Raw genomic sequence first — 21862 nt, 5'->3', positions numbered from 1 at the left:
GGGGCCGGCCGGTGCCGCGCGCACGAGAAAGCCCCGGTCCCTGGGGACCGGGGCGTTCCTTCCGGAGCGGACGACGAGGTTCGAACTCGCGACCTCAACCTTGGCAAGGTTGCGCTCTACCAACTGAGCTACGTCCGCATTGCCCCCGACCAGCTTTCACCGGTCGGTGCGAGCACCAGCCTACCTGATCCACAAGGATGGTCGGTGGGCGGTGCAGAGCGGGTGACAGGAATTGCACACTGCGCCTTCCCCCTGGAAGGGGGATGTTCTACTACTGAACTACACCCGCATGTACTCCGTGAGCCGGACCTTCGCGGTCCTGCCCGGCGGCGTGCCTCAGACTCTAGCTGATCACCGGGGGTGCTCCGCAAGTCGGTTGACGCGGACCCCCGCTGACCGGCCGTCGGGGCGGGCGGGCGGCTGCGTGCCACAGCGGTACCGGGACGTCCCGCGCGGGTGTCGCGGGGCCCGGGGCGGCACGCGGTCCGGTGCGCTCGCGCGGTGCGCGGCCCGGTCAGCGGGCGGCGGCGAACGCCTCGTAGACCCGCTTGGGGATGCGGCCGCGGGCGGGGACCTCCATGCGGTTCGCCTGGGCCCAGGCCCGGACGGCGGCCGGGTCGGGGGCGACCTCGGTCTGCCGGTACGCCCTGCCGGAGCGGGATCGCTTGCGGCCGGCCTCGACGTAGGGCGCGAGCGCCCTGCGCAGTTCGCCGGCATTTGCTTCGTTCAGGTCGATCTCGTAGGACGTGCCGTCCAGTCCGAAGGCGATCGTCTCCGCCGCTTCCGAGCCGTCGATGTCGTCAAAGAGAGTGACCACGACCTTCTGCGCCACGAATATCGGTCCCTTCGTGCGACATCTTCGGCCGGTGTCCGTCCATGACGTCGCAGATGACGTGCCGGGACGTCACCGGGATGTCGACTGTCGGCCCTGTAATAGGGCAAAGCATCCGCTAATGACAATTCATTTGTACAGCGCCGGGCAATGCATTGTGAAGCCCGACTAAATCTGCCCGCGTGTCCGGCGCGCAATAGCGTCGGGGGAGAGAAGGCGGATCTTTCCCGGATCTTTTCCATGCTGTCTCCCCGCGATGCCGAATCGTGATCGGGGTCACGTAGATTCCTCCAACTCTACTCGCGTAGAAATTTTGTGCGGGTAGTCTGAAGGGACCTGCTCAGCACCACACACCGGGAGTGCCAGTGGCACGCGTCGTAGTCGACGTCATGCTCAAGCCGGAGATCCTCGACCCCCAGGGCCAGGCGGTGCAGCGCGCACTGCCGCGCCTGGGATTCGAAGGGATCTCGGACGTCCGTCAGGGAAAGCGATTCGAACTGGAAGTTGACGGGCCGGTCGACGAGACCGCGCTCGCCCGCATCCACGATCTTGCGGAATCCTTCCTCGCCAACACCGTGATCGAGGACTTCACCGTCCGGGTCGAGGAAGTCGCGGAGGCCGTGAAGTGACCGCTCGTATTGGCGTCGTCACTTTCCCCGGCAGTCTCGACGACCGCGACAGCCGGCGCGCGATCCGCCTGGCCGGCGCCGAACCGGTGGCGCTCTGGCACAAGGACAAGGACCTCAAGCAGGTCGACGCCGTGGTGCTGTGCGGCGGTTTCTCCTACGGCGACTACCTGCGGGCCGGGGCCATCGCCCGCTTCTCGCCGGTCATGGACACCGTCATCGAGCAGGCGAAGGCGGGCCTGCCCGTCCTCGGCATCTGCAACGGCTTCCAGATCCTCACCGAGGCCCACCTGCTGCCCGGCGGCATGCTGGGCAACGACCACCTGCACTTCATCTGCCGCGACCAGAAGCTGCGGGTGGAGAACGCGGACACCGCCTGGACCGCCGACTACACGGCCGGCCAGGAGATCCACATCCCGCTGAAGAACATGGACGGCCGCTACGTGGCCGACCGGCGGACGCTGGACGAGCTGGAGGCCGAGGGCCGCGTGGCCTTCCGCTACGTGGACTTCAATCCCAACGGCTCGCTCAACGACATCGCCGGCATCACCAACGCCGCGGGCAACGTCGTCGGCCTCATGCCGCACCCCGAGCACGCCGTCGAGCCGCTGATCGGCACGGGCCGCACCGACGGCCTCCCCTTCTTCACCTCGATCCTCAAGAAGCTGGTCAACGCATGAGCCGGACGCCTCTGGACACGGTCGAACACGCGGCCGCGACCCCCGACGTCGAGCTGCCCTGGGCCGAACTCGGTCTGAAGAAGGACGAGTTCGAGCGGATCGTCGAGATCCTCGGCCGCCGCCCGACCGGCGCGGAGCTGGCCATGTACTCGGTGATGTGGTCCGAGCACTGCTCGTACAAGAGCAGCAAGGTCCACCTGCGCCAGTTCGGCGAGAAGGCCCCCGAGTCCGACGCCATGCTCGTCGGCATCGGCGAGAACGCCGGCGTGGTCGACGTCGGCCAGGGCTACGCGGTCACCTTCAAGGTGGAGTCGCACAACCACCCCTCCTACGTCGAGCCCTACCAGGGCGCGGCCACGGGTGTCGGCGGCATCGTCCGCGACATCATCGCCATGGGCGCCCGCCCGGTCGCGGTCGTGGACCCCCTGCGCTTCGGCGCCGCCGACCACCCCGACACCAAGCGGGTGCTGCCCGGCGTGGTCGCCGGCATCGGCGGCTACGGCAACTGCCTGGGCCTGCCCAACATCGGCGGCGAGGTCGTCTTCGACGCCTGCTACCAGGGCAACCCGCTGGTCAACGCCGGCGCGATCGGCGTCATGCGGCACGAGGACATCCACCTCGCCAAGGCGTCCGGCGCGGGCAACAAGGTCATCCTCTACGGCGCCCGCACCGGCGGCGACGGCATCGGCGGCGCGTCGATCCTCGCCTCCGAGACCTTCGACGACGCCAAGCCGTCGAAGCGTCCCGCCGTCCAGGTCGGCGACCCCTTCCAGGAGAAGCTGCTCATCGAGTGCACCCTGGAGGCGTTCAAGGAGAAGCTGGTCGTCGGCATCCAGGACCTCGGCGCGGCCGGGCTGTCCTGCGCCACCTCCGAGCTGGCCTCCAACGGCTCCGGCGGCATGCGCGTCACGCTGGACGACGTGCCGCTGCGCGACTCCACGCTCTCGCCCGAGGAGATCCTCATGAGCGAGTCGCAGGAGCGCATGTGCGCCGTCGTGGAGCCCGGCAAGGTCGACCGGTTCCTGGAGATCTGCGAGAAGTGGGACGTCATCGCCACCGTCATCGGTGAGGTGACCGACGGCGACCGCCTGGAGATCTACTGGCACGGCGGCAAGATCGTCGACGTCGACCCGCGCACCGTCGCCCACGACGGCCCGGTCTACGAGCGCCCCTACGCGCGCCCCGAGTGGCAGGACGCGCTCCAGGCCGACGACGCGGGCAAGCTGCCCCGGCCGCGGACGTCCGACGAGCTGAAGGACCAGGTCCTGAAGCTGGTCGGCTCGCCGAACCAGGCGTCGAAGCAGTGGATCACCCAGCAGTACGACCACTTCGTGCAGGGCAACACCCTGCTGGCGATGCCGGAGGACTCCGGCATGATCCGCGTCGACGAGGAGACCGGACTCGGCGTCGCCATCGCCACCGACGGCAACGGCCGCTACGCCAAGCTGGACCCGTACACGGGCGCCCAGCTGGCCCTTGCCGAGGCCTACCGCAACGTGGCGACGACCGGCGCCAAGCCGCTCGCCGTCTCCGACTGCCTGAACTTCGGCTCGCCCGAGGACCCGGCGGTCATGTGGCAGTTCGCCGAGGCGGTACGCGGTCTGGCGGACGGCTGCCGGCAGCTCGGCACCCCGGTGACCGGCGGCAACGTCTCGCTGTACAACCAGACCGGCGAGGCCGCCATCCACCCGACCCCGGTGGTCGCCGTCCTCGGCGTCATCGACGACGTGGCCCGCCGCACCCCGGCCGCCTTCCGGGAGGAGGGCCAGCTGATCTACCTGCTCGGCGACACCCGCGAGGAGTTCGGCGGCTCGGCCTGGTCCCAGGTCGTCCACGACCACCTCGGCGGCCTGCCCCCGCGGGTGGACCTGGAGCGGGAGCGCCTGCTGGCCGAGATCCTGATCTCCGCCTCCCGCGACGGCATGATCGACGCCGCGCACGACCTGTCCGACGGGGGTCTGGTCCAGGCGGTCGTCGAGTCGGCGCTGCTGGGCGGGAAGGGCGCGCGCCTGATCGTCCCGGACGGCCTGGACGCCTTCACCTTCCTGTTCTCCGAGTCGGCCGGCCGCGCGATCGTCGCCGTGCCGCGCTCGGAGGAGGTCCGCTTCACCGACATGTGCGGCGCGCGCGGCCTGCCCGCCACCCGCATCGGTGTCGTCGACGGCGACACGGTGGAGCTCCAGGGCGAGTTCACGCTGACCCTGGCGGAGCTCCGCGAGACCCACGAGGCGACGATCCCGGCGCTGCTCGCGTAGGGCACGGTTCCACGTCGTCGGCCCCCGTCCGGTCCGCCGGACGGGGGCTTTCGTGTGCCCGCACGGGTGACCGCCCTCCCGCTTGCACGTGATTACGTAGTTCCGTAATCTCTGTGGTGTGGAACTCGAAGAGCGCGTCGCCGCCCTGGAACGCAGGCTCGCGGCACTGGAAGACGCCCGGCGCACCGCGCCCCGCCTCGGCGAGGGCGACTTCTGGGCCCTGCAGGGGTTCAAGGAACAGCTCGCCCAACTGGGCGCGCCCGACGGCGGGGTGCTGTTCACCGGGGCCGTCCGGCTGCCGACCGGCGAGCAGTACGAGTGGCAGCACGGGACGCTCACCCAGGGCCTGCTGGACGGCGACTGGCAGGAGGCGGCCGAGGCGTTCGCCGCGCTCGGGCACCCGGTCCGGCTGCGGCTGCTCCGGGAGATCACCGGCGGCCGCCGCACCGCCGCCGAACTGGCCGAACTGGACGGCGTCGGCACGACCGGCCAGATCTACCACCACCTGCGCCAGCTGACGGCCGCCGGCTGGCTGCACACCACCGGCCGGGGCCGCCACGAGGTCCCGCCGGGCCGGGTCGTCCCGCTGCTGGTGGCGTTGTCGGCGGCCCGTCCCTGACCGACCGACGAGCACTGGGGGAGACATGTCCGCCCGCAAACTCGCCAGGACCGCCTACCGGGGGCTCCTGACCGCCTTCTTCGCCCTGGTGATCGCCCACGTGGCGCTGGACCTGGGTCATCCCGTGTGGTGGGACTTCCTGCCGCTGCTGCTGGCCTACGTCGTGCTGCTCGTCTCCCACCGGTGGGGCGGCGCCCCGGACAGCCCCGGCGCCGCGCGGGAGCCGGTCGAGGTCGAGCCGCCGGTCACCGGCCGCTGGATCGCGCTGAACAGCCCCGCGGACCACACTCCGAGCCACCACACCCACGCCTACGGCCAGACCTTCGCCATCGACGTCGTGGCCGAGCCCGAGCCGGGCTCCCGCCCGCCGTTCCGCGCGCTGTGGCCCGTAGCGCGGCGCAACGCCGACTTCCCCGCCTACGGCGCCCCCCTGCACGCGGTGGCCGACGCCACCGTCGTCCGGGCCACGGACCGCGCCCGCGACCACCTCAGCCGCGGCTCCCTGCCCGCGCTGGCGTACCTCATGCTCCTGGAGGCGAACGTCCGGGACCTCCTGGGCGCCGGGAGGATCATCGGCAACCACCTGGTCCTCGACCTCGGCGACGGCACCCACGCCTGCTACGCCCACCTCAGGCGCGGCTCCCTCACCGTCCGCGAGGGCGACCGGGTCCGTGCGGGCCAGGTGCTCGCCCAGGTCGGCAACTCCGGCAACTCCACCGAGCCCCACCTGCACTTCCAGCTCCAGGACGGTCCCGACCCGGACACCGCGCGCGGCATACCGTTCACCTGGCGCCGCATCGGCGTCCCCCGCAACAACGAGGTCTTCGAGGTCCCGGCTCGGCCTGTCGGTGCCCGCGCATAGGCTTCCGCCATGCCACCGGCCAGGAAACGCCCCCGCGCCTACGACCCCGCCAGGACCCGTGCCGCCGTCCTGGCCCAGTTCGCGGCCGTGCGGTCGGGGGTGCGCACCCTCTCCCCGGACCAGCTGGAGCTGCCCACCCGGCTGGGTGACTGGACCGTGCGGGAGCTCGTCGCGCACATCGGGGCGGTGCTGACGGCCGTGGGACGGCTGCTGGCCGAGCCGGAGCCCGCGCGTCAGGACGGGCGGCTGCTCGACTGGCCGTCGGCGATCGCCGCCGACGCGGACGCCATCGCCGGCACCGCCCGGGCCCTGGCCGCCGAACACCACGACCTGGAGGCGTACCTCGCCGGGGCCGAGGAGCGCTTCACCGCCGACCTCGACGCCCACCCGGGCTCCCGGCTCCTGCCCACCGGCGCCGGGGCGCTGCCGCTGGCGGACTACCTGGTCACCCGCACCGTGGAGCTCGTCGTGCACACCGACGACCTCAACGACGCCGTGCCGGGCCTCGGCCTCCGGCACGACCGTCAGGCCCTCGCGACCGCCACCCGGCTGCTGGCCGACACGCTCGCCGCCGAGGCCCCCGGCGGGTCGACCGAGGTGCGGATCCCGCCCCACGCGGTGGTGCAGTGCGTGGCGGGCCCCCGGCACACCCGGGGCACCCCGCCCAACGTCGTCGAGACCGACCCCCTGACCTGGGTCCGGCTGGCCACCGGCCGGACCTCCTGGGCGGACGCGGTGGCGGCCGGCGCGGTCCACGCGAGCGGGGAGCGGGCGGACCTCGGGCCGTACCTTCCGTTGCTGACGTGAGCCGGGACGGCAGGTCCCGGAGCAGCGAGCGGGGCAAGGGGAACCGATCCCTCCCGGCCCCCGTCGAACCGGCATGTACACACAGAGGTACAGGAACCGACTGCTCGGGGCGGCCGCCGTCGCCGTGCTCGTCCCGTTCGCGGCGGCCTGCGGCGGTGAGCGGGCGGACGGGGGCGGCAGCGGGAGTGCCCGGGCGGAGCCGCCGGTGACCGGCGTCCGCTGGAGCGTCGACAGCGTGACGGACGACGGCAGCACCCTGCGCGCGCCCTCCGACGCCCACCTGACCATCGACGACGGCGGGAAGGCCGAGGGCAGCTACGGCTGCAACCGGTTCCGGGGCGAGGCCGCCTTCGAGGGCGACCGGGTCCGGTTCTCCGGCGCCGAGTCGACCGCCATGGCGTGCCCCGAGCCGCTGATGGAGTTCGAGAGCCGCCTCGCCGCGGTGCTGGAGGGCGGCGCGCTCGGCACCAGCGTGCGCGGGGACCGGCTGACCCTCACCGGTGACGACGGCACGTCCGTCCGGCTCAGCCGGGCCGAGGACGCACCGCTGCACGGCACCAGGTGGACCGTGGCCCTCCCGGACGCCGACGGCCGGGCCCACCTCACCTTCGACCGGGAGGAGGGCACCGTCTCCGGCAGCACGGGATGCAACAACGTGAGCGCCGAGGCCACCGTGCGCGACGGCCATATCACCCTCGGCACGCCCGCCACGACCCGAATGATGTGCGAAGACTCACTCATGGACGTCGAGAAGACGGTGCTGGGGCTCTTCGACGGCCCGGTCGGCTACCGGATCGAGTACCGGAACCTGACGCTGACCAGCGACAACGGCGTGGACGTCCCGGCGTTCGCCGCCAAGTGACCGACCGCTGGTCCGGCATCCCCAATTCGGACCAGTGGTCGACCTCGCCTACACTCGGTTCCGTGCCACGTGGTGACGGACGACTCAACCACGACCTGCTCCCCGGAGAGAAGGGCCCCCAGGACGCCTGCGGCGTCTTCGGTGTCTGGGCTCCGGGCGAAGAGGTCGCCAAGCTCACGTACTTCGGGCTCTACGCCCTCCAGCATCGGGGCCAGGAATCCGCGGGTATCGCGGTCAGCAACGGCTCCCAGATCCTCGTCTTCAAGGACATGGGCCTGGTGTCCCAGGTCTTCGACGAGACCTCGCTCGGTTCCCTCCAGGGTCACATCGCGGTCGGTCACGCCCGCTACTCGACCACCGGTGCCTCGGTGTGGGAGAACGCCCAGCCGACCTTCCGCGCCACCGCGCACGGATCGATCGCGCTCGGCCACAACGGCAACCTGGTCAACACGGCGGAACTCGCCGAACTGGTCGCCGAGCTCCCCAAGGAGAACGGCCGCGCCCCCAAGGTGGCGGCCACCAACGACACGGACCTGATCACCGCCCTGCTGGCCGGCCAGCGCGCCGCCGACGGTGAGCCGGTGACCGTGGAACAGGCCGCCCACGTCGTCCTCCCCCTGGTCAAGGGCGCCTTCAGCCTCGTCTTCATGGACGAGGGCACGCTCTACGCCGCCCGCGACCCGCAGGGCATCCGCCCGCTGGTCCTCGGCCGGCTGGAGCGCGGCTGGGTGGTGGCCTCCGAGTCCGCCGCCCTGGACATCTGCGGCGCCAGCTTCGTCCGGGAGATCGAGCCCGGCGAGTTCGTCGCCATCGACGAGAACGGCCTCCGCAGTTCACGATTCGCGGAAGCAAAGCCCAAGGGCTGCGTCTTCGAGTACGTCTACCTGGCCCGCCCGGACACCGACATCGCCGGCCGGAACGTCTATCTGTCGCGCGTCGAGATGGGCCGCCGCCTCGCCGCGGAAGCGCCCGCCGAGGCCGACCTGGTGATACCGACCCCGGAGTCCGGCACCCCCGCCGCCATCGGCTACGCGGAGGCGTCCGGCATTCCGTTCGGGGCCGGTCTGGTGAAGAACGCCTACGTCGGACGCACCTTCATCCAGCCGTCGCAGACGATCCGGCAGCTCGGTATTCGCTTGAAGCTGAATCCGCTCAAGGAAGTGATCAAGGGCAAGCGGCTGGTCGTCGTCGACGACTCGATCGTCCGCGGCAACACCCAGCGCGCCCTGGTCCGCATGCTCCGCGAGGCGGGCGCGGCCGAGGTCCACATCCGGATCTCCTCGCCGCCCGTGAAGTGGCCCTGCTTCTTCGGCATCGACTTCGCCACCCGCGCCGAGCTCATCGCCAACGGCATGACGATCGACGAGATCGGCACCTCCCTGGGCGCCGACTCCCTGGCGTACATCTCCATCGACGGCATGATCGAGGCGACCACCATCGCCAAGCCCAACCTGTGCCGTGCCTGCTTCGACGGCGAGTACCCGATGGACCTGCCCGACCCGGAGCTCCTCGGCAAGCAGCTGCTGGAGACGGAACTGGCCGCCGGCACGGCCGCCCCGGCCGCGGTCGACGCGATCCGCCGCCCGTAAGCCCTGCCGTACGACACGAAAGCTCTCACCTCCATGTCCGAGACATTTCCTGCCGGCGGCGGCGCCAGTTACGCTGCCGCGGGCGTCGACATCGAAGCGGGCGACCGTGCGGTCGTCCTGATGAAGGAGTGGGTGAAGAAGACGCAGCGCCCCGAGGTCCTCGGCGGCCTCGGCGGCTTCGCCGGCCTCTTCGACGCCTCCGCCCTGAAGCGCTTCGAGCGCCCCCTGCTGGCCTCCGCCACCGACGGCGTGGGCACCAAGGTCGACATCGCCCGGCGCATGGGCGTCTACGACACCATCGGCCACGACCTGGTCGCCATGGTGATGGACGACATCGTGGTGTGCGGTGCCGAACCGCTGTTCATGACCGACTACATCTGCGTCGGCAAGGTCCACCCCGAGCGGGTCGCCGCCATCGTCAAGGGCATCGCCGAGGGCTGTGTGCTGGCCGGCTGCGCGCTGGTCGGCGGCGAGACCGCCGAGCACCCGGGCCTGCTGGGCGAGGACGACTTCGACGTCGCCGGGGCCGGCACCGGCGTGGTGGAGGCCGACCTGCTCCTCGGCCCCGACCGCATCCGTTCGGGTGACGCCGTGATCGCGATGGCCGCCTCCGGTCTGCACTCCAACGGCTACTCCCTGGTCCGGCACGTGCTGCTGAACCAGGCCGGTCTGGACCTGGAGAGCCGCATCGAGGAGTTCGGCCGCACCCTCGGCGAGGAGCTGCTGGAGCCGACCAAGATCTACTCGCTGGACTGCCTGGCGCTGCTGCGCACCACCGAGGTGCACGCCTTCAGCCACGTCACCGGCGGCGGGCTCGCGGCCAACCTGGCCCGGGTCGTGCCCGACGGACTGCACGCCGTGGTCGACCGCTCGACCTGGACGCCCGGCCCGGTGTTCGACCTCGTCGGCCGGACCGGTTCGGTGGAACGCCTGGAACTGGAGAAGACGCTGAACATGGGCGTCGGCATGATCGCGATCGTGCCGCAGGAGTCCACGGAGGTGGCCCTGGCGACACTGGGCGACCGCGGCGTGGACGCCTGGGTCGCCGGTGAGATCACCGAACGGGGCGACCGCCCGACGGGCGCCGCCCTGGTGAGTGACTACGCCACCTGAGCACCCGGGGGTGCTGCTCGCACGGAGTGTGCGGGCAGCACGGACCCGGGTAGCACAGAAGCCGGCCGGTGACTTCCGTCACCGACCGGTCTGCTGCTCAGTGCAAGGTCAAGCGCCGCGACGCTGCTGCGAGGACTGGCCGTCCTCGTCCTGCCCGTCGTCCTCATAGAGGTCGGCGTACCGTGCGTACAGGTCGTCGTCATGCTCATCGGCGTCGAAGTGATCACCGTTGGTCGGTGATGTGCTCGATGTCGATGCGCCCAGCTCCTCGGCCAGGCGTGTGAGGTCCGTCCCACCGCTGTTGTACTTCAGCTGGCGGGCGACCTTCGTCTGCTTGGCCTTGGCCCGGCCGCGCCCCATGGCTCGACCCCCTCAACGACGGGGCTCGACGGCCCCAGAGTCTTGACACGCGTTCATGGTCCGGAACGGGCTCTCCTCGGAGAGACCGGTCCGTAGTGGCTTCCACGGTACCTGAGCCCGCGCCCATCCGGTACGTCGCCCGCATGACGGGCCCGCGCCCAGGGCCTCCGAGGGACCTCGTCCTCGCTGGTCAAACGCGATTTTAGCCACTTATCGGCGCTCGACCCGCCGGGAGAAGTGAGAGTTCTCTCCAACTGTCTCCCGGCGGGTACCGCTCACCTGTGCGAGGCGACCTCACCCGGTCGCCCGAGCGCGCACATCACCGCGCCGCGCGCGCCTCCGCCATCCGCTGCTCGGCGATCCGGTCGGCCGCGGCGGCCGGCGGAATCCCGTCCGACTTCGCACGTGCGAATATTGCGAGCGTGGTGTCGAAGATCTTCGACGCCTTCTCCTTGCACCGGTCGAAGTCGAAGCCGTGGAGCTCGTCGGCGACCTGGATGACCCCGCCCGCGTTCACCACGTAGTCGGGCGCGTAGAGGATCCCGCGGTCGGCGAGGTCCTTCTCCACACCCGGGTGGGCGAGCTGGTTGTTGGCCGCGCCGCAGACCACCTTGGCGGTCAGCACGGGCACGGTGTCGTCGTCCAGCGCGCCGCCGAGCGCGCACGGGGCGTAGATGTCCAGACCCTCGGTCCGGATCAGCTCCGCGGTGTCGGCCACGGCGGTGACGCCCTGCGGGTGCGTGTCCAGGACGCGGCGCACCGCCTCCTCGCGCACATCGGTGATCACGACCTCGGCGCCCTCCGCGCGCAGGTGGTCCACCAGGTGGTGGCCGACCTTGCCGACCCCGGCGACACCGACCTTGCGGTCCCGCAGCGAGGGGTCGCCCCACAGGTGCTGGGCGGAGGCCCGCATGCCCTGGTAGACGCCGAAGGACGTGAGTACGGAGGAGTCGCCCGCGCCGCCGTTCTCGGGGGACCGGCCGGTCGTCCAGCGGCACTCCCGCGAGATGACGTCCATGTCCGAGACGTACGTGCCGACGTCGCACGCGGTCACGTACCGGCCGCCGAGGGAGGCCACGAAGCGGCCGTAGGCGAGGAGCAGTTCCTCGCTCTTGACCAGCTCCGGGTCGCCGATGATCACGGCCTTGCCACCGCCGTGTTCGAGCCCGGCCATGGCGTTCTTGTACGACATGCCGCGCGCGAGGTTCAGTGCGTCGGCGACGGCCTCCTCCTCGGAGGCGTACGGGTAGAAACGCGTGCCGCCCAGGGCGGGACCCAGGGCGGTGGAGTGGATGGCGATGACGGCCTTGAGGCCGCTGGCACGGTCCTGACAGAGCACGACTTGCTCATGACCCCCCTGGTCCGAACGGAACAGGGTGTGCAGGACGCCGTCAGATACGTCGGTCACGGTGGTGACTCCTGAGTAAGTAGCGGCGGGTGGGACGGGACTCCCTGGGGTCCCCCCTTGCTTGTGGCAGCGGGGAGGCGGCGGGGGTCGTGAGCATGAGGTTAGAGCCTGCGGAGCGGTTCGGCGGCACCGTGGTCGGGATCACGTCCGACCGGAGTACCGCCGTGCGACGATTTGCTGGGGTTTCCCGGCTGCGGAGGTGTCGTGTCCGAAGGTTTTCGGCGCAGTGCGCGGGGGAGGGACCAGGCGTGCCCAAGGTGACCTCGGTGATCGTCCCCTACGCGACCTACCTGCGCGTCTACGAACCCCTGGCCGCCTTCCCGCAGCCGGAACGCGACCACTGGGCCCGCTACGCACGCCGGCCCGATCACCCCTCCTGCCAGGACGAACTCCGCCGGGCGCTGACCGACCTGGTGCCCACCCCTCCGGTGCCCGTCCCCGTTCACGAGAGCGACGACGCGTTCGTGCTGGAGGTCGACGGGGTGATCTGCGTCTGCCCGTGGCGCACCCGGCTGCGCGGCTGGCAGGCGCTGGGGGAGCTCGCCGAGGACTTCCCGCTGCCCGTCCTGGACGCGCTGCTGCCCCCGGTGGTCCGCCACCAGGCGGTGCGGGACTACGAGCGCTGGCTCACCGACCACCCCGACGCCCGGCCCTGGATCCGCACCGCGACCTGGCAGGTGCCGATCAACTGGTTCGTGCTGGTCTCCGACGAGGAGCGCGAGTACCTCAAGGGCACGGCCGACGAGGCCCCGGTGCTGCGGTACCGCACCCCCATGGTCGAGGCCCGGCGCCGGGTGGCCCGTGGGCTGCGGGCGCTGAAGGACGCCGTGGACGAGGGGCCGCTGATCGACGGACTGGTCGACGTCGGGCGCTGGCTGGAGGAGTTCCACCCGCGCTCCCTGGTCGAACTCGACTACGGCGGGCTGGTGCACGCCCTGCCTGCGGGCGCGCTGGAGGAGGACCACTCCGCGGCGGACGTGGCCGAGGGCATCGCGGCGCTCCGGCGCGGTGACGGGGTGCGGGCCGGGGCGGCGTACGCGCGGTTGGTGGAGCGGTGGCGGTCGGTGCGGGACCTGCGGTCCGCGAACTGACGTTTGACCTGACGCCCGTCTTGGGGTTTTGTCTTCGCCCTGAGGTGACGCCTCGTCGGGGTCCGGAGGAGTCAACGCGATCCGACATCGGACGTAGGGACCGATCCGGGCGTAAGTCCCAAGCGTGTCAAGCGTGACGGACCGCACGTACGGGGCCCTTGCGCCCCTTGCCCACCCTCATGCCAAAATAGGACAAGGAGTCCGGGGAGGACTCCTCCGTCCTGCTGTGCTCCATCATGGGCGGAATCTCAGCATTGCACGTGCTTTGGGGGGTCTGGTGACTCCTGATCGTCCTGTGACTGATCGTCACAGGGGCGTGACTGTCCGCTATGGCATGGTCCATCGGCTTCCGCGGCTGATGAACACCTGGGAGGGCAATTCCATCGGTTTGGCCGACGCGGCTGGACAGATGGTGTAGTTGTAGTGCCGAGGACAAGCCGTTCGTCCTATAACCGACTCGACTCGCGTCCGCCATTTCGGGCAACGCGGGTCAAGGTGCAGAATTTAGAGGAAAGAACCGAGAAGGTTCGGTTCTCCCGAGGAGGCCGCTCATGACCGCTCGCACCCCTGATGCCGAGCCGCTGCTGACCCCGGCTGAGGTCGCCACCATGTTCCGCGTCGACCCGAAGACGGTCACGCGCTGGGCGAAGGCCGGCAAGCTCACGTCGATCCGCACGCTCGGCGGGCACCGCCGCTACCGCGAAGCCGAGGTCCGCGCCCTGCTCGCGGGCATTCCGCAGCAGCGCAGCGAGGCCTGAACAACTGCATGACCTGGGCAATCCGGCTGGTCCCCAAACCCGCCGAGGAGCCCGGAACCACAGCTCCAAACGACGCCGGGACTGCCCCAACAGCCCCTCGCCCAAGCCCTTCCGGGCTTCCCAGGCAACTGAACACGGGTGCGTCGTCGATCGCGCTGGACTCCCGCCGGGTCCAGCGCGATTTCTTTTGTGCGCACCCGTGCGGGTGTGTGCGCTCTCCGGTGCCGCCCGGGCGGTGGACGGCGAGCCGCCGGAGCTCCAGGTGCCGGGCCGGTGACGCGCCCTGCGGGGGTCCCGTCCGTGGCCGGGGCGGGCGCCGGGAGGGCCTTGATCCACGTCGGCCCGGTGGCGGAGCGGAGCGCCGCACGGGGGTCCCCGGGTGGTGCAATTGCACATATTAAATCGACCCGTTGTAGGACGGGAGTAAGTGCCGCGCTTCCCAAAACTCATGCGGTGACACCCGTCACATACCGACCGGCTTGTTGAGCCGCTGGCATATGCGCTATTGCGGCCGGGCCTTGGGCGCGTCGGTCGCCAACTCCGCGTCGGGGGAGGCGGAACGGGAGGTGTGCCGGTCCGCCGCGTCGGGCGGTGCCGGAGCCTCGCCGGCCCGGGGCGCGGAGTCCATCGCCAGCCGCAGCAGCCGATGGCAGATCGGACAGTGGCGGGTGAGGTGCCGGTACCCCGACGCGGCCGACAGGTGCGCGCGGAGCAGGGCCCGCGTCTCGTGCCTCGCCGAAGCCGCCATGCGCCACCTCCACGGGCCCGCAGGGGAAGCGGTCCCTGAGTTCTGGAGTACCGAGGGAAGAAGACCCCGTCAAGACGCCCAGAGGGCCGTACGCGGGCGTCTACGGCCTGCGGCGGCAGAGGAGAGCCGGAGGGTGGGCGGGGAGGGCCGCAGGGGCGCCCGAGCGGCCCGGTGCGCGCGCGTGGGGCGGTTCTGACGGGCCGCGGCGGGAGCCGCCGGGCCCCGCGCGGCCGGGCGCTCCTGTGGGGGAATGTGGGGCCGGCAACGCGGAAGGCCCGCGGTCCCTTGCGGGCGCGGGCCTTCTCGATGATGCGGTCCTGACGGGATTTGAACCCGCGGCCTCCACCTTGACAGGGTGGCGAGCACTCCAAACTGCTCCACAGGACCAGGTTTGCGGCGCCGTCACTGCCGTGCGCTGCGAAAAGAGACTGTACAGGAGGGTGGCCGCCGGGTCGAACTCACTGTGTGTGGCCGCCCCGTCACGGGGCCAGCGCGTCGATCGCCTTCACGATCCGCTTGTCCGACACCGGGTGGGCGGTGCCCAGCGCGTGCGCGAAGTAGCTGACCCGCAGCTCCTCGATCATCCAACGGACGTCCAGCACCTGCCGGGGGACCGGCCGGCCCTGCGGCATCTGCTCCAGCAGCCACGCGTACTCGTCCTGCATCTCGCGGACCTTCTCCATCCGCGTGGTGTCCCGCTGCACGTTGGCCGGCATCTGCTGCAGCCGCCGGTCCACGGCCACCAGATAGCGCATCAGGTCCGGCAGCCGGCGCAGGCCCGCGGCCGTCACGAAGCCCGGGTGCACCAGCGCGTCCAACTGCTCGCGTACGTCCCGCAGGTTCGCCAGCAGGGCGGGGCTGCGGACCGTCTTCAGGCGCCGCTCACACGCCTGCCAGGCGGCAAGCACCTGCTGCACCTGCCCCACCGCGCGGACGGTGGTGTCCACGATCTCCGCCCGCACCGTGTCGAACAGCTTGCGGTAGGACTCCTCGTCCCACACCGGCCCGCCGAAGTCGGCGATCAGCCGGTCGGCCGCCGCCATGGCGCAGTCGTCGAACAGCGCCTGCATCGAACCGTGCGGATTCGCCGACAGCGCCAGCTTCTGCTGGTTGGTCAGCTTTTCGGATGCGAACTTCCCAGGGTTGACCGGGATGTTCCGCAGGACGAGCCGACGGGTGCCCTTCCACATCGCCTCCTGCTGCTCCGCCTCGGTGTCGAACAGCCGTACCGACACGGTGTCACCGTCGTCCACCAGCGCCGGGTACGCCTTCACTGGCTGGCCGGCCCGGCGGGTCTCGAAGACCTGCGTGAGCGTGCCCATGGTCCAGTCGGTGAGTCCCGTGCGTTCCAGCGACTGGCCGCCGCTGCGCTCGGCGGTGGCCGCCGCGGCCCGGCTCAGCGCCTTGCGGGCCCGCGGCTTCAGCCGCAGCCGCAGCGCCTCCAGATCCTTGTCCTCGGCGAGCGTGCGGCGCCGTTCGTCGACGATGCGGAAGGTGATCCGCAGGTGCTCGGGGACCCTCGACCAGTCGAAGTCCTCCGCGTCGAAGGGGACGCCCACCATGCGCTTCAGCTCACGGGCCATCGTCACGGTCAGCGGCTCCTGGAGCGGGACCGCCCGCTCCAGGAACGCCTTCGCGTAGTTGGGCGCCGGGACGTAGTGCCGGCGCACCGGCTTGGGCAGGGAGCGGATCAGCTCGGTGACGACCTGCTCGCGCAGGCCCGGGATCTGCCAGTCGAAGCCCTCGTCGGTCACCTGGTTCAGCACCTGGAGCGGGATGTGCACGGTGACACCGTCGGCGTCCGCGCCCGGCTCGAACTGGTACGTCACCCGGAACTTCAGCGGGCCCTGCCGCCAGGAGTCCGGGTAGTCGGCCTTGGTGACCGCCTCCGCCGACTCCCGGATGAGCATCTCCCGCTCGAAGTCGAGGAAGTCCGGCTGCTCGTGCCGCTTGTGCTTCCACCAGGAGTCGAAGTGGGCGCCCGACACGACGTGTTCGGGGATCCGCTGCTCGTAGAAGTCGAACAGCGTCTCGTCGTCGACCAGGATGTCCCGCCGCCGGGCGCGGTGCTCCAGCTCCTCCACCTCGGTGAGCAGCCTGCGGTTGTCGGCGAAGAACTTGTGGTGGGTGCGCCAGTCGCCCTCCACCAGGGCGTGGCGGATGAACAGCTCGCGGGAGACCTCCGGATCGATCCGGCCGTAGTTCACCTTGCGGTGCGCCACGATCGGCACGCCGTACAGCGTGACCTTCTCGTAGGCCATCACCGCCGCCTGGTCCTTCTCCCAGTGCGGCTCGCTGTAGGTGCGCTTGAGCAGGTGCTCCGCGAGCGGCTCCACCCACTCCGGCTCGATCTTCGCGTTGACCCGGGCCCACAGCCGGGAGGTCTCCACCAGCTCGGCCGACATCACGAACCGCGGCGGCTTCTTGGACAGGGCCGACCCGGGGAAGATCGCGAACTTGGCGTTGCGGGCGCCGAGATACTCGTTGCGTCCGCCGTCCTTGCGGCCGGGGCCGGAGTCCTTGGACTCCTTCACGTCCTTCATGCCGATGTGCGACAGCAGTCCGGCCAGCAGCGAGACGTGGATCCGGTCGGCGGGGGCGTCCTGGTCGTTGAGGTGGATGCCCATCTGCTTGGCGACCGTGCGCAGCTGGGTGTAGATGTCCTGCCACTCCCGGATGCGCAGGAAGTTGAGGTACTCCTGCTTGCACATGCGGCGGAAGGACGAGGAGCCGCGCTCCTTCTGCTGCTCGCGCACATAGCGCCACAGGTTCAGGTAGGCGAGGAAGTCACTGGTCTCGTCGCGGAAGCGGGCGTGCTGCTGGTCGGCCTGGGTCTGCTTGTCGGCCGGGCGCTCGCGCGGGTCCTGGATGGACAGTGCGGCGGCGATCACCATGACCTCGCGGACGCAGCCGTTGCGGTCCGCCTCCAGCACCATGCGGGCCAGCCTCGGGTCCACCGGCAGCTGGGCCAGCTTGCGGCCGGTCTGCGTGAGCCGCTTGCGGGGGTCCTTCTGCGTCGCGTCGAGTGCGCCCAGTTCCTGGAGCAGCTGCACGCCGTCGCGGATGTTGCGGTGGTCGGGCGGGTCGATGAAGGGGAACTTCTCGATGTCGCCCAGGCCGGCCGCGGTCATCTGCAGGATGACGGATGCCAGGTTGGTGCGCAGGATCTCCGCGTCCGTGAACTCCGGGCGGGACAGGAAGTCGTCCTCGCTGTACAGCCGGATGCAGATGCCGTCGGACGTACGGCCGCAGCGGCCTTTGCGCTGGTTGGCGCTGGCCTGCGAGACGGGCTCGATGGGCAGCCGCTGCACCTTGGTGCGGTGGCTGTAGCGGGAGATGCGCGCGAACCCCGGGTCGATGACGTACTTGATGCCGGGGACCGTCAGGGAGGTCTCGGCCACGTTGGTGGCCAGAACGATCCTGCGGCCGCTGTGCTGCTGGAACACGCGGTGCTGTTCGGCATGGGAGAGCCGCGCGTACAGGGGCAGCACCTCCGTCGACCGGTACCGCTTCTTCGTCAGGGCGTCCGCGGTGTCCCGGATCTCGCGTTCGCCGGAGAGGAAGACCAGGATGTCGCCGGGCCCCTCGGCCATCAGCTCCTCGACCGCGTCCGTGATCGCCGTGATCTGGTCGCGGTCCGCGTCCTCGGAGTCCTCCTCCAGCAGCGGGCGGTACCGCACCTCGACCGGGTACGTGCGGCCGCTGACCTCGATGATCGGGGCGTCGCCGAAGTGCCGGGAGAACCGCTCCGGGTCGATGGTCGCCGACGTGATGACGACCTTGAGGTCCGGGCGCTTGGGCAGCAGCTGGGCGAGGTAGCCGAGCAGGAAGTCGATGTTCAGGGACCGCTCGTGCGCCTCGTCGATGATGATCGTGTCGTAGGCGCGCAGTTCGCGGTCGGTCTGGATCTCCGCGAGGAGGATGCCGTCCGTCATCAGCTTGATGAAGGTGGCGTCCGGGTTCACCTGGTCGGTGAAGCGGACCTTCCAGCCGACGGCCTCCCCGAGCGGGGTCCCCAGTTCGTCGGCCACACGCTCGGCCACCGTGCGGGCCGCGATCCGGCGGGGCTGGGTGTGCCCGATCATGCCCCGGACACCGCGGCCCAGCTCCAGGCAGATCTTCGGGATCTGCGTGGTCTTGCCGGACCCGGTCTCGCCCGCGACGATCACGACCTGGTGATCGCGGATGGCCTCGGCGATCGTGTCCTTCTTCTGGCTGACCGGCAGCTGCTCCGGATAGCGCACCTCCGGGACGCGCGAGCGGCGTGCCGCCATGCGCTCCTCGGCCCCGGTGACCTCCGTCTCGATCTCGGCGAGCACGGCGGCGCGGGCCTCCGGCTTGCGGATCTTGCGGGCACCCTCGAGCCGCCGTCCCAGCCGGTGCGCGTCGCGCAGCGACAGGTCGGCCAGGCGGGAGGCGAGGGAGCCGAGAGCGGGGGCAGAGTGCGTAGACATACGGACTCCAGGATCTCATCCCACGGAAATACGGGGCCAACGGTTTTGCCGTGGCCCCGGGACGCAGGACATCGGGGGACACAACAAGGCCCCGATCAGTGATCGGGGCCTTTGCTGTGGCTGGGGCCGGGGTCGAACCGGCGACCTTCCGCTTTTCAGGCGGACGCTCGTACCAACTGAGCTACCCAGCCGCGGTGTTTCACGTGAAACACCAGCGGTCCTGACGGGATTTGAACCCGCGGCCTCCACCTTGACAGGGTGGCGAGCACTCCAAACTGCTCCACAGGACCAAGCGTGTCGTACGACAGTGTCGCACAAGGTGATGCGTGCCCCCAACGGGATTCGAACCCGTGCTACCGCCTTGAAAGGGCGGCGTCCTAGGCCGCTAGACGATGAGGGCTATCGGCCCGCCTGGGCGCTTCTCAGCGCGTCGGGGACGTGAGAAGCATATGGGATGGCGGGACCTATCGCCAAAACGGTTTACGGGGTGGCCGTCGGGCGGGTCGCCGACGGGGACGGGGGCGACGTGGACGAGGACGGAGAGGGCGAGGAGGAGGGCGACGGGGTCCCCGCGCCGGGCTGGTTCTCCTCGGGCAGGTGACGGCTCACCTCGGCCGTCGTCAGGCCGAGACCGCCCAGCTTGATGGCGTCCCACGCCTGGAGCCGACGGGTGTCGCGGTCGAAGTAGAGGATCGACGCCTCGATCGGGTCCGGATGCTTGCCCTCGACGGCGCGCAGTCCGCTGCCGCCGGTCGAGCCCTCGATCCGCAGGCGCGTGCCGTACTCCATGACGTCCGTCTCCTGGCGGTGGAGATGGCCCGAGAGGACCAGCGGGACGGTGCCGTCCACCTCGCGCGCGGCCGACGGCTCGTGGACCAGGGCCACGTCGACCGGGGTGCCGGCCGCCGCCTGGTCGCGCAGGGCGGACGCGAGCCGGGCGCCGGCCAGCTCCTGGGACTCCGCGGCGCCCCGCGTCTTGGAGCGGTCGGGCGTGAACTGCGGGTCGCCGATGCCGGCGAAGCGCAGCCCGGCGATGGTCGCGGCCCGGCCGTCGTCCAGGACGTGGACGTTCTTCAGGTCCTCCAGATAGCGCTGGGTGATCAGCGAGTCGTGGTTGCCGCGGACCCAGACATAGGGGGCGCCGAGGTCCTCGACGGGGTCGAGGAAGCCGTTCTCGGCGGCCGTGCCGTGGTCCATGGTGTCGCCGGTGTCGACGATCACGTCCACCTGGTACTGCTTCACCAGCGAGCTGATGATCGTCCAGCTCGCCGGGTTGAGGTGGATGTCGGAGACGTGCAGCACGCGGAGGGTGGTCGGGTCCGGCTGGTAGGTCGGCAGGGTGGAGGTGGCGTCGTAGAGCTTGGTCACGTTGGTGACCAGGCGGGCCAGTTCCTGCTGGTAGACGTCGAACTCGGTGACGATGCTGCGGGCGTCGCCGACCAGGGACGGGGCCGACGACAGCAGGCCCGAGAACCTCGGCTCCAGCACGGAGTCCGGGTTCCAGGTGGCGTAGGCCGTCCCGCCGGACGCGGCCAGCAGGGCGAGCGCGAGGCCCCCGGCGGCCAGGGCGCGCCGCGGCCGGCGGTAGACGACCAGGCCCAGCGCGGTGGCGCCGGTGACGACGGCGACGCATGAGCGGACGGCGAGGTCGGCGGTGCCGTGGCTGACGTCCCGGGTGACCTCGTCCTGGAGTCCCGAGATGCGCTCCGGGCGGTCCACGAGGGCCTGGGCGCGCTGCGGGTCGAGCTGGTCCACGTTGACGTCGAGGCGCAGGGGGGCGGTGTGGCTGTCGAGCTGCAGGGCGCCCAACGGCGAGACATTGATCTTCGTGCCGCCGGTGAAGGACGGGCGCAGGGTCATCGTGGTGTCCATGGGCCCGACGGGCACCCGGACATTGCCCACGACGAGCAGGCCGAGCCAGGCGCCCACGAGGACCACCACGATGAGCCCCAGGGCGCGCGTCCACGGCCGGTGGCGCGGGGCGAGACCGGCGGGCCCGGCGCCGGGACGGCGGCGGGGACGACGGAGCAGCCGGCGTGGCGCGCTCCGGGCACGGCGGAGGGCGGACGACACGGCGGCGGGGACGCGGGCCATTGATCCCGTATGCCCAAGTCCGGCACCGGATATGCGAGGTGCGGGTGTGACTCGTACGGACGGGTCGTGGACCACAATGGCTGTGTGCTGGAGATGACACGCGAGGAGTTCGAGGAGCTGGTCGCCGAGGCGCTGGACCGGATCCCGCCGGAGCTGACGCGCCTGATGGACAACGTGGCGGTGTTCGTCGAGGACGAGCCCCCGGCGGACGACCCGGAGCTGCTCGGTCTCTACGAGGGCACCCCGCTCACCGAGCGCGGCGAGTGGTACGCCGGTGTGCTGCCCGACCGGATCACCATCTACCGGGGGCCGACGCTGCGGATGTGCGAGTCCCGGGACGACGTGGTCGCCGAGGCGGAGATCACGGTGGTGCACGAGATCGCGCACCACTTCGGGATCGACGACGCCCGGCTGCACGCCCTCGGCTACGGATAGGTCACTCGTGCCCCGCGCGCGTGTCCTCTTGCGGGCGGCGGGAGTTGGGCTTGTCGACCCAGTACTCCCATCGGAGGTGGCCCCGTGCGCCGCTTGTACGTACCCGTCCGCCTGGCCGCCACGCTGGTCGCCGTCGCCGCTGCCGCGGGCTGCATGAGTGTCGGCGCGGACGGTGCCGACGGGAGCGCCGGGCCGTCCCGGTCGGCCGGGGAGCGGGGTGACGAGGCGCCGGGTGGCGGGCGTGCGGTGTCGGGCGGCGGTCCCGCCGG

18 protein-coding genes, 6 tRNA genes and 1 pseudogene are annotated in these 21862 nt (G+C 70.9%); 13 read left to right on the top strand and 12 right to left on the bottom strand.

The window, feature by feature from the left end; genetic code table 11:
- Positions 1 to 65 precede the first annotated feature (65 nt).
- The 3 genes from G3I53_RS03460 to G3I53_RS03450 form a co-directional block, all read right to left on the bottom strand.
- Positions 66 to 138: transfer RNA gene (locus tag G3I53_RS03460), tRNA-Gly, on the bottom strand.
- Between the two features lie 79 nt (positions 139 to 217).
- Positions 218 to 289 (bottom strand) — tRNA-Gly (locus tag G3I53_RS03455).
- A gap of 225 nt (positions 290 to 514) precedes the next feature.
- Positions 515 to 832, bottom strand: a complete 318-nt coding sequence (locus G3I53_RS03450) for an Lsr2 family protein (RefSeq protein ID WP_164338824.1) — start codon at positions 830 to 832, stop codon at positions 515 to 517.
- A 365-nt stretch (positions 833 to 1197) separates the two neighbouring features.
- On the opposite strand from G3I53_RS03450, the gene purS reads away from it, so the two are divergent.
- The 9 genes from purS to purM all read left to right on the top strand — a co-directional run bounded on the left by purS (position 1198) and on the right by purM (position 10245).
- The gene (purS, locus tag G3I53_RS03445) at positions 1198 to 1461 is read left to right on the top strand and encodes a phosphoribosylformylglycinamidine synthase subunit PurS (RefSeq protein WP_042175198.1); all 264 of its coding nucleotides are present in this window, start codon (positions 1198 to 1200) and stop codon (positions 1459 to 1461) included.
- A complete protein-coding gene (purQ, locus tag G3I53_RS03440) occupies positions 1458 to 2138 on the top strand; it encodes a phosphoribosylformylglycinamidine synthase subunit PurQ (RefSeq protein ID WP_164338825.1) in 681 nt (226 codons plus the stop codon). The genes purS and purQ overlap by 4 nt, the downstream gene beginning before the upstream one ends.
- Positions 2135 to 4393, top strand: a complete 2259-nt coding sequence (gene purL / locus G3I53_RS03435) for a phosphoribosylformylglycinamidine synthase subunit PurL (protein ID WP_164338826.1) — start codon at positions 2135 to 2137, stop codon at positions 4391 to 4393. The genes purQ and purL overlap by 4 nt, the downstream gene beginning before the upstream one ends.
- A 118-nt stretch (positions 4394 to 4511) precedes the next feature.
- Positions 4512 to 5012 (top strand): helix-turn-helix domain-containing protein, encoded by a 501-nt coding sequence (locus G3I53_RS03430; protein ID WP_164338827.1) that lies wholly within the window; start codon positions 4512 to 4514, stop codon positions 5010 to 5012.
- A 25-nt stretch (positions 5013 to 5037) separates the two neighbouring features.
- Complete coding sequence (locus G3I53_RS03425; protein WP_164338828.1) at positions 5038 to 5874, top strand: M23 family metallopeptidase; 837 nt, start codon at positions 5038 to 5040, stop codon at positions 5872 to 5874.
- A gap of 9 nt (positions 5875 to 5883) precedes the next feature.
- Positions 5884 to 6681 (top strand): maleylpyruvate isomerase family mycothiol-dependent enzyme, encoded by a 798-nt coding sequence (locus G3I53_RS03420; protein WP_164338829.1) that lies wholly within the window; start codon positions 5884 to 5886, stop codon positions 6679 to 6681.
- Positions 6682 to 6754: 73 nt separating this feature from the next.
- Positions 6755 to 7543, top strand: coding sequence for an META domain-containing protein (locus G3I53_RS03415; RefSeq protein ID WP_164338830.1), 789 nt, complete (start codon positions 6755 to 6757; stop codon positions 7541 to 7543).
- Between the two features lie 62 nt (positions 7544 to 7605).
- The gene (gene purF / locus G3I53_RS03410; RefSeq protein ID WP_164338831.1) at positions 7606 to 9132 is read left to right on the top strand and encodes an amidophosphoribosyltransferase; all 1527 of its coding nucleotides are present in this window, start codon (positions 7606 to 7608) and stop codon (positions 9130 to 9132) included.
- A gap of 33 nt (positions 9133 to 9165) precedes the next feature.
- The gene (gene purM / locus G3I53_RS03405; RefSeq protein WP_164338832.1) at positions 9166 to 10245 is read left to right on the top strand and encodes a phosphoribosylformylglycinamidine cyclo-ligase; all 1080 of its coding nucleotides are present in this window, start codon (positions 9166 to 9168) and stop codon (positions 10243 to 10245) included.
- 108 nt (positions 10246 to 10353) lie between these two features.
- Here purM and G3I53_RS03400 read toward each other — a convergent pair whose 3' ends face one another.
- Together G3I53_RS03400 and G3I53_RS03395 are read right to left on the bottom strand one after the other, a co-directional pair.
- Positions 10354 to 10605: a DUF3073 domain-containing protein gene (locus tag G3I53_RS03400; protein ID WP_164338833.1), complete on the bottom strand. Its 252-nt coding sequence runs from the start codon at positions 10603 to 10605 to the stop codon at positions 10354 to 10356.
- A 319-nt stretch (positions 10606 to 10924) separates the two neighbouring features.
- Positions 10925 to 12013: a Glu/Leu/Phe/Val dehydrogenase dimerization domain-containing protein gene (locus tag G3I53_RS03395; protein ID WP_164338834.1), complete on the bottom strand. Its 1089-nt coding sequence runs from the start codon at positions 12011 to 12013 to the stop codon at positions 10925 to 10927.
- 248 nt (positions 12014 to 12261) lie between these two features.
- On the opposite strand from G3I53_RS03395, the gene G3I53_RS03390 reads away from it, so the two are divergent.
- Together G3I53_RS03390 and bldC are read left to right on the top strand one after the other, a co-directional pair.
- Entirely contained in the window at positions 12262 to 13104 is an 843-nt protein-coding gene (locus tag G3I53_RS03390) for a hypothetical protein (protein WP_164338835.1), read from the top strand.
- A gap of 551 nt (positions 13105 to 13655) precedes the next feature.
- The gene (gene bldC, locus G3I53_RS03385; protein ID WP_003949541.1) at positions 13656 to 13862 is read left to right on the top strand and encodes a developmental transcriptional regulator BldC; all 207 of its coding nucleotides are present in this window, start codon (positions 13656 to 13658) and stop codon (positions 13860 to 13862) included.
- Positions 13863 to 14364: 502 nt separating this feature from the next.
- On the opposite strand, the gene G3I53_RS03380 is transcribed toward bldC, so the two are convergent.
- From G3I53_RS03380 to G3I53_RS03350, 7 genes are all read right to left on the bottom strand, one after another.
- Positions 14365 to 14610: a DUF6274 family protein gene (locus G3I53_RS03380; RefSeq protein ID WP_164338821.1), complete on the bottom strand. Its 246-nt coding sequence runs from the start codon at positions 14608 to 14610 to the stop codon at positions 14365 to 14367.
- A 312-nt stretch (positions 14611 to 14922) separates the two neighbouring features.
- Positions 14923 to 14997, bottom strand: a tRNA-Asp gene (locus tag G3I53_RS03375).
- Between the two features lie 92 nt (positions 14998 to 15089).
- Positions 15090 to 19064 carry an ATP-dependent RNA helicase HrpA gene (gene hrpA, locus G3I53_RS03370; protein WP_164332478.1) on the bottom strand — a complete coding sequence of 1325 codons (3975 nt, stop codon included), beginning with the start codon at positions 19062 to 19064 and terminating at the stop codon, positions 15090 to 15092.
- Between the two features lie 117 nt (positions 19065 to 19181).
- A tRNA-Phe gene (locus tag G3I53_RS03365) sits at positions 19182 to 19255 on the bottom strand.
- Positions 19256 to 19279: 24 nt separating this feature from the next.
- Positions 19280 to 19354, bottom strand: a tRNA-Asp gene (locus G3I53_RS03360).
- Positions 19355 to 19391: 37 nt separating this feature from the next.
- Positions 19392 to 19464 (bottom strand) — tRNA-Glu (locus tag G3I53_RS03355).
- Positions 19465 to 19544: 80 nt separating this feature from the next.
- Positions 19545 to 21158, bottom strand: a complete 1614-nt coding sequence (locus G3I53_RS03350) for a metallophosphoesterase (RefSeq protein ID WP_164438011.1) — start codon at positions 21156 to 21158, stop codon at positions 19545 to 19547.
- 84 nt (positions 21159 to 21242) lie between these two features.
- Here G3I53_RS03350 and G3I53_RS03345 point away from each other — a divergent pair, with 84 nt between their 5' ends.
- Together G3I53_RS03345 and G3I53_RS33155 are read left to right on the top strand one after the other, a co-directional pair.
- On the top strand, positions 21243 to 21593 hold the full coding sequence (locus G3I53_RS03345; protein WP_164333463.1) for a metallopeptidase family protein: 351 nt from the start codon (positions 21243 to 21245) through the stop codon (positions 21591 to 21593).
- Positions 21594 to 21677: 84 nt separating this feature from the next.
- Positions 21678 to 21862: pseudogene (locus G3I53_RS33155) on the top strand (hypothetical protein); the annotation flags it as partial.

It is taken from the genome of Streptomyces sp. SID14436 (assembly GCF_010548465.1).
GTDB lineage: Bacteria > Actinomycetota > Actinomycetes > Streptomycetales > Streptomycetaceae > Streptomyces.
The sequence above is the reverse complement of the archived record's forward strand: the minus strand, read 5'-3'. Positions and strand labels throughout refer to the sequence as shown.

Coding starts and splice junctions, on each gene's coding strand:
- purL (WP_164338826.1), top strand. CDS start 2,135: ATGAGCCGGACGCCTCTGGACACGGTCGAACACGCGGCCGCGACCCCC.
- G3I53_RS03425 (WP_164338828.1), top strand. CDS start 5,038: ATGTCCGCCCGCAAACTCGCCAGGACCGCCTACCGGGGGCTCCTGACC.
- G3I53_RS03420 (WP_164338829.1), top strand. CDS start 5,884: ATGCCACCGGCCAGGAAACGCCCCCGCGCCTACGACCCCGCCAGGACC.
- G3I53_RS03415 (WP_164338830.1), top strand. CDS start 6,755: ATGTACACACAGAGGTACAGGAACCGACTGCTCGGGGCGGCCGCCGTC.
- purM (WP_164338832.1), top strand. CDS start 9,166: ATGTCCGAGACATTTCCTGCCGGCGGCGGCGCCAGTTACGCTGCCGCG.
- G3I53_RS03400 (WP_164338833.1), bottom strand. CDS start 10,605: ATGGGGCGCGGCCGGGCCAAGGCCAAGCAGACGAAGGTCGCCCGCCAG.
- bldC (WP_003949541.1), top strand. CDS start 13,656: ATGACCGCTCGCACCCCTGATGCCGAGCCGCTGCTGACCCCGGCTGAG.
- G3I53_RS03380 (WP_164338821.1), bottom strand. CDS start 14,610: ATGGCGGCTTCGGCGAGGCACGAGACGCGGGCCCTGCTCCGCGCGCAC.
- hrpA (WP_164332478.1), bottom strand. CDS start 19,064: ATGTCTACGCACTCTGCCCCCGCTCTCGGCTCCCTCGCCTCCCGCCTG.
- G3I53_RS03350 (WP_164438011.1), bottom strand. CDS start 21,158: ATGGCCCGCGTCCCCGCCGCCGTGTCGTCCGCCCTCCGCCGTGCCCGG.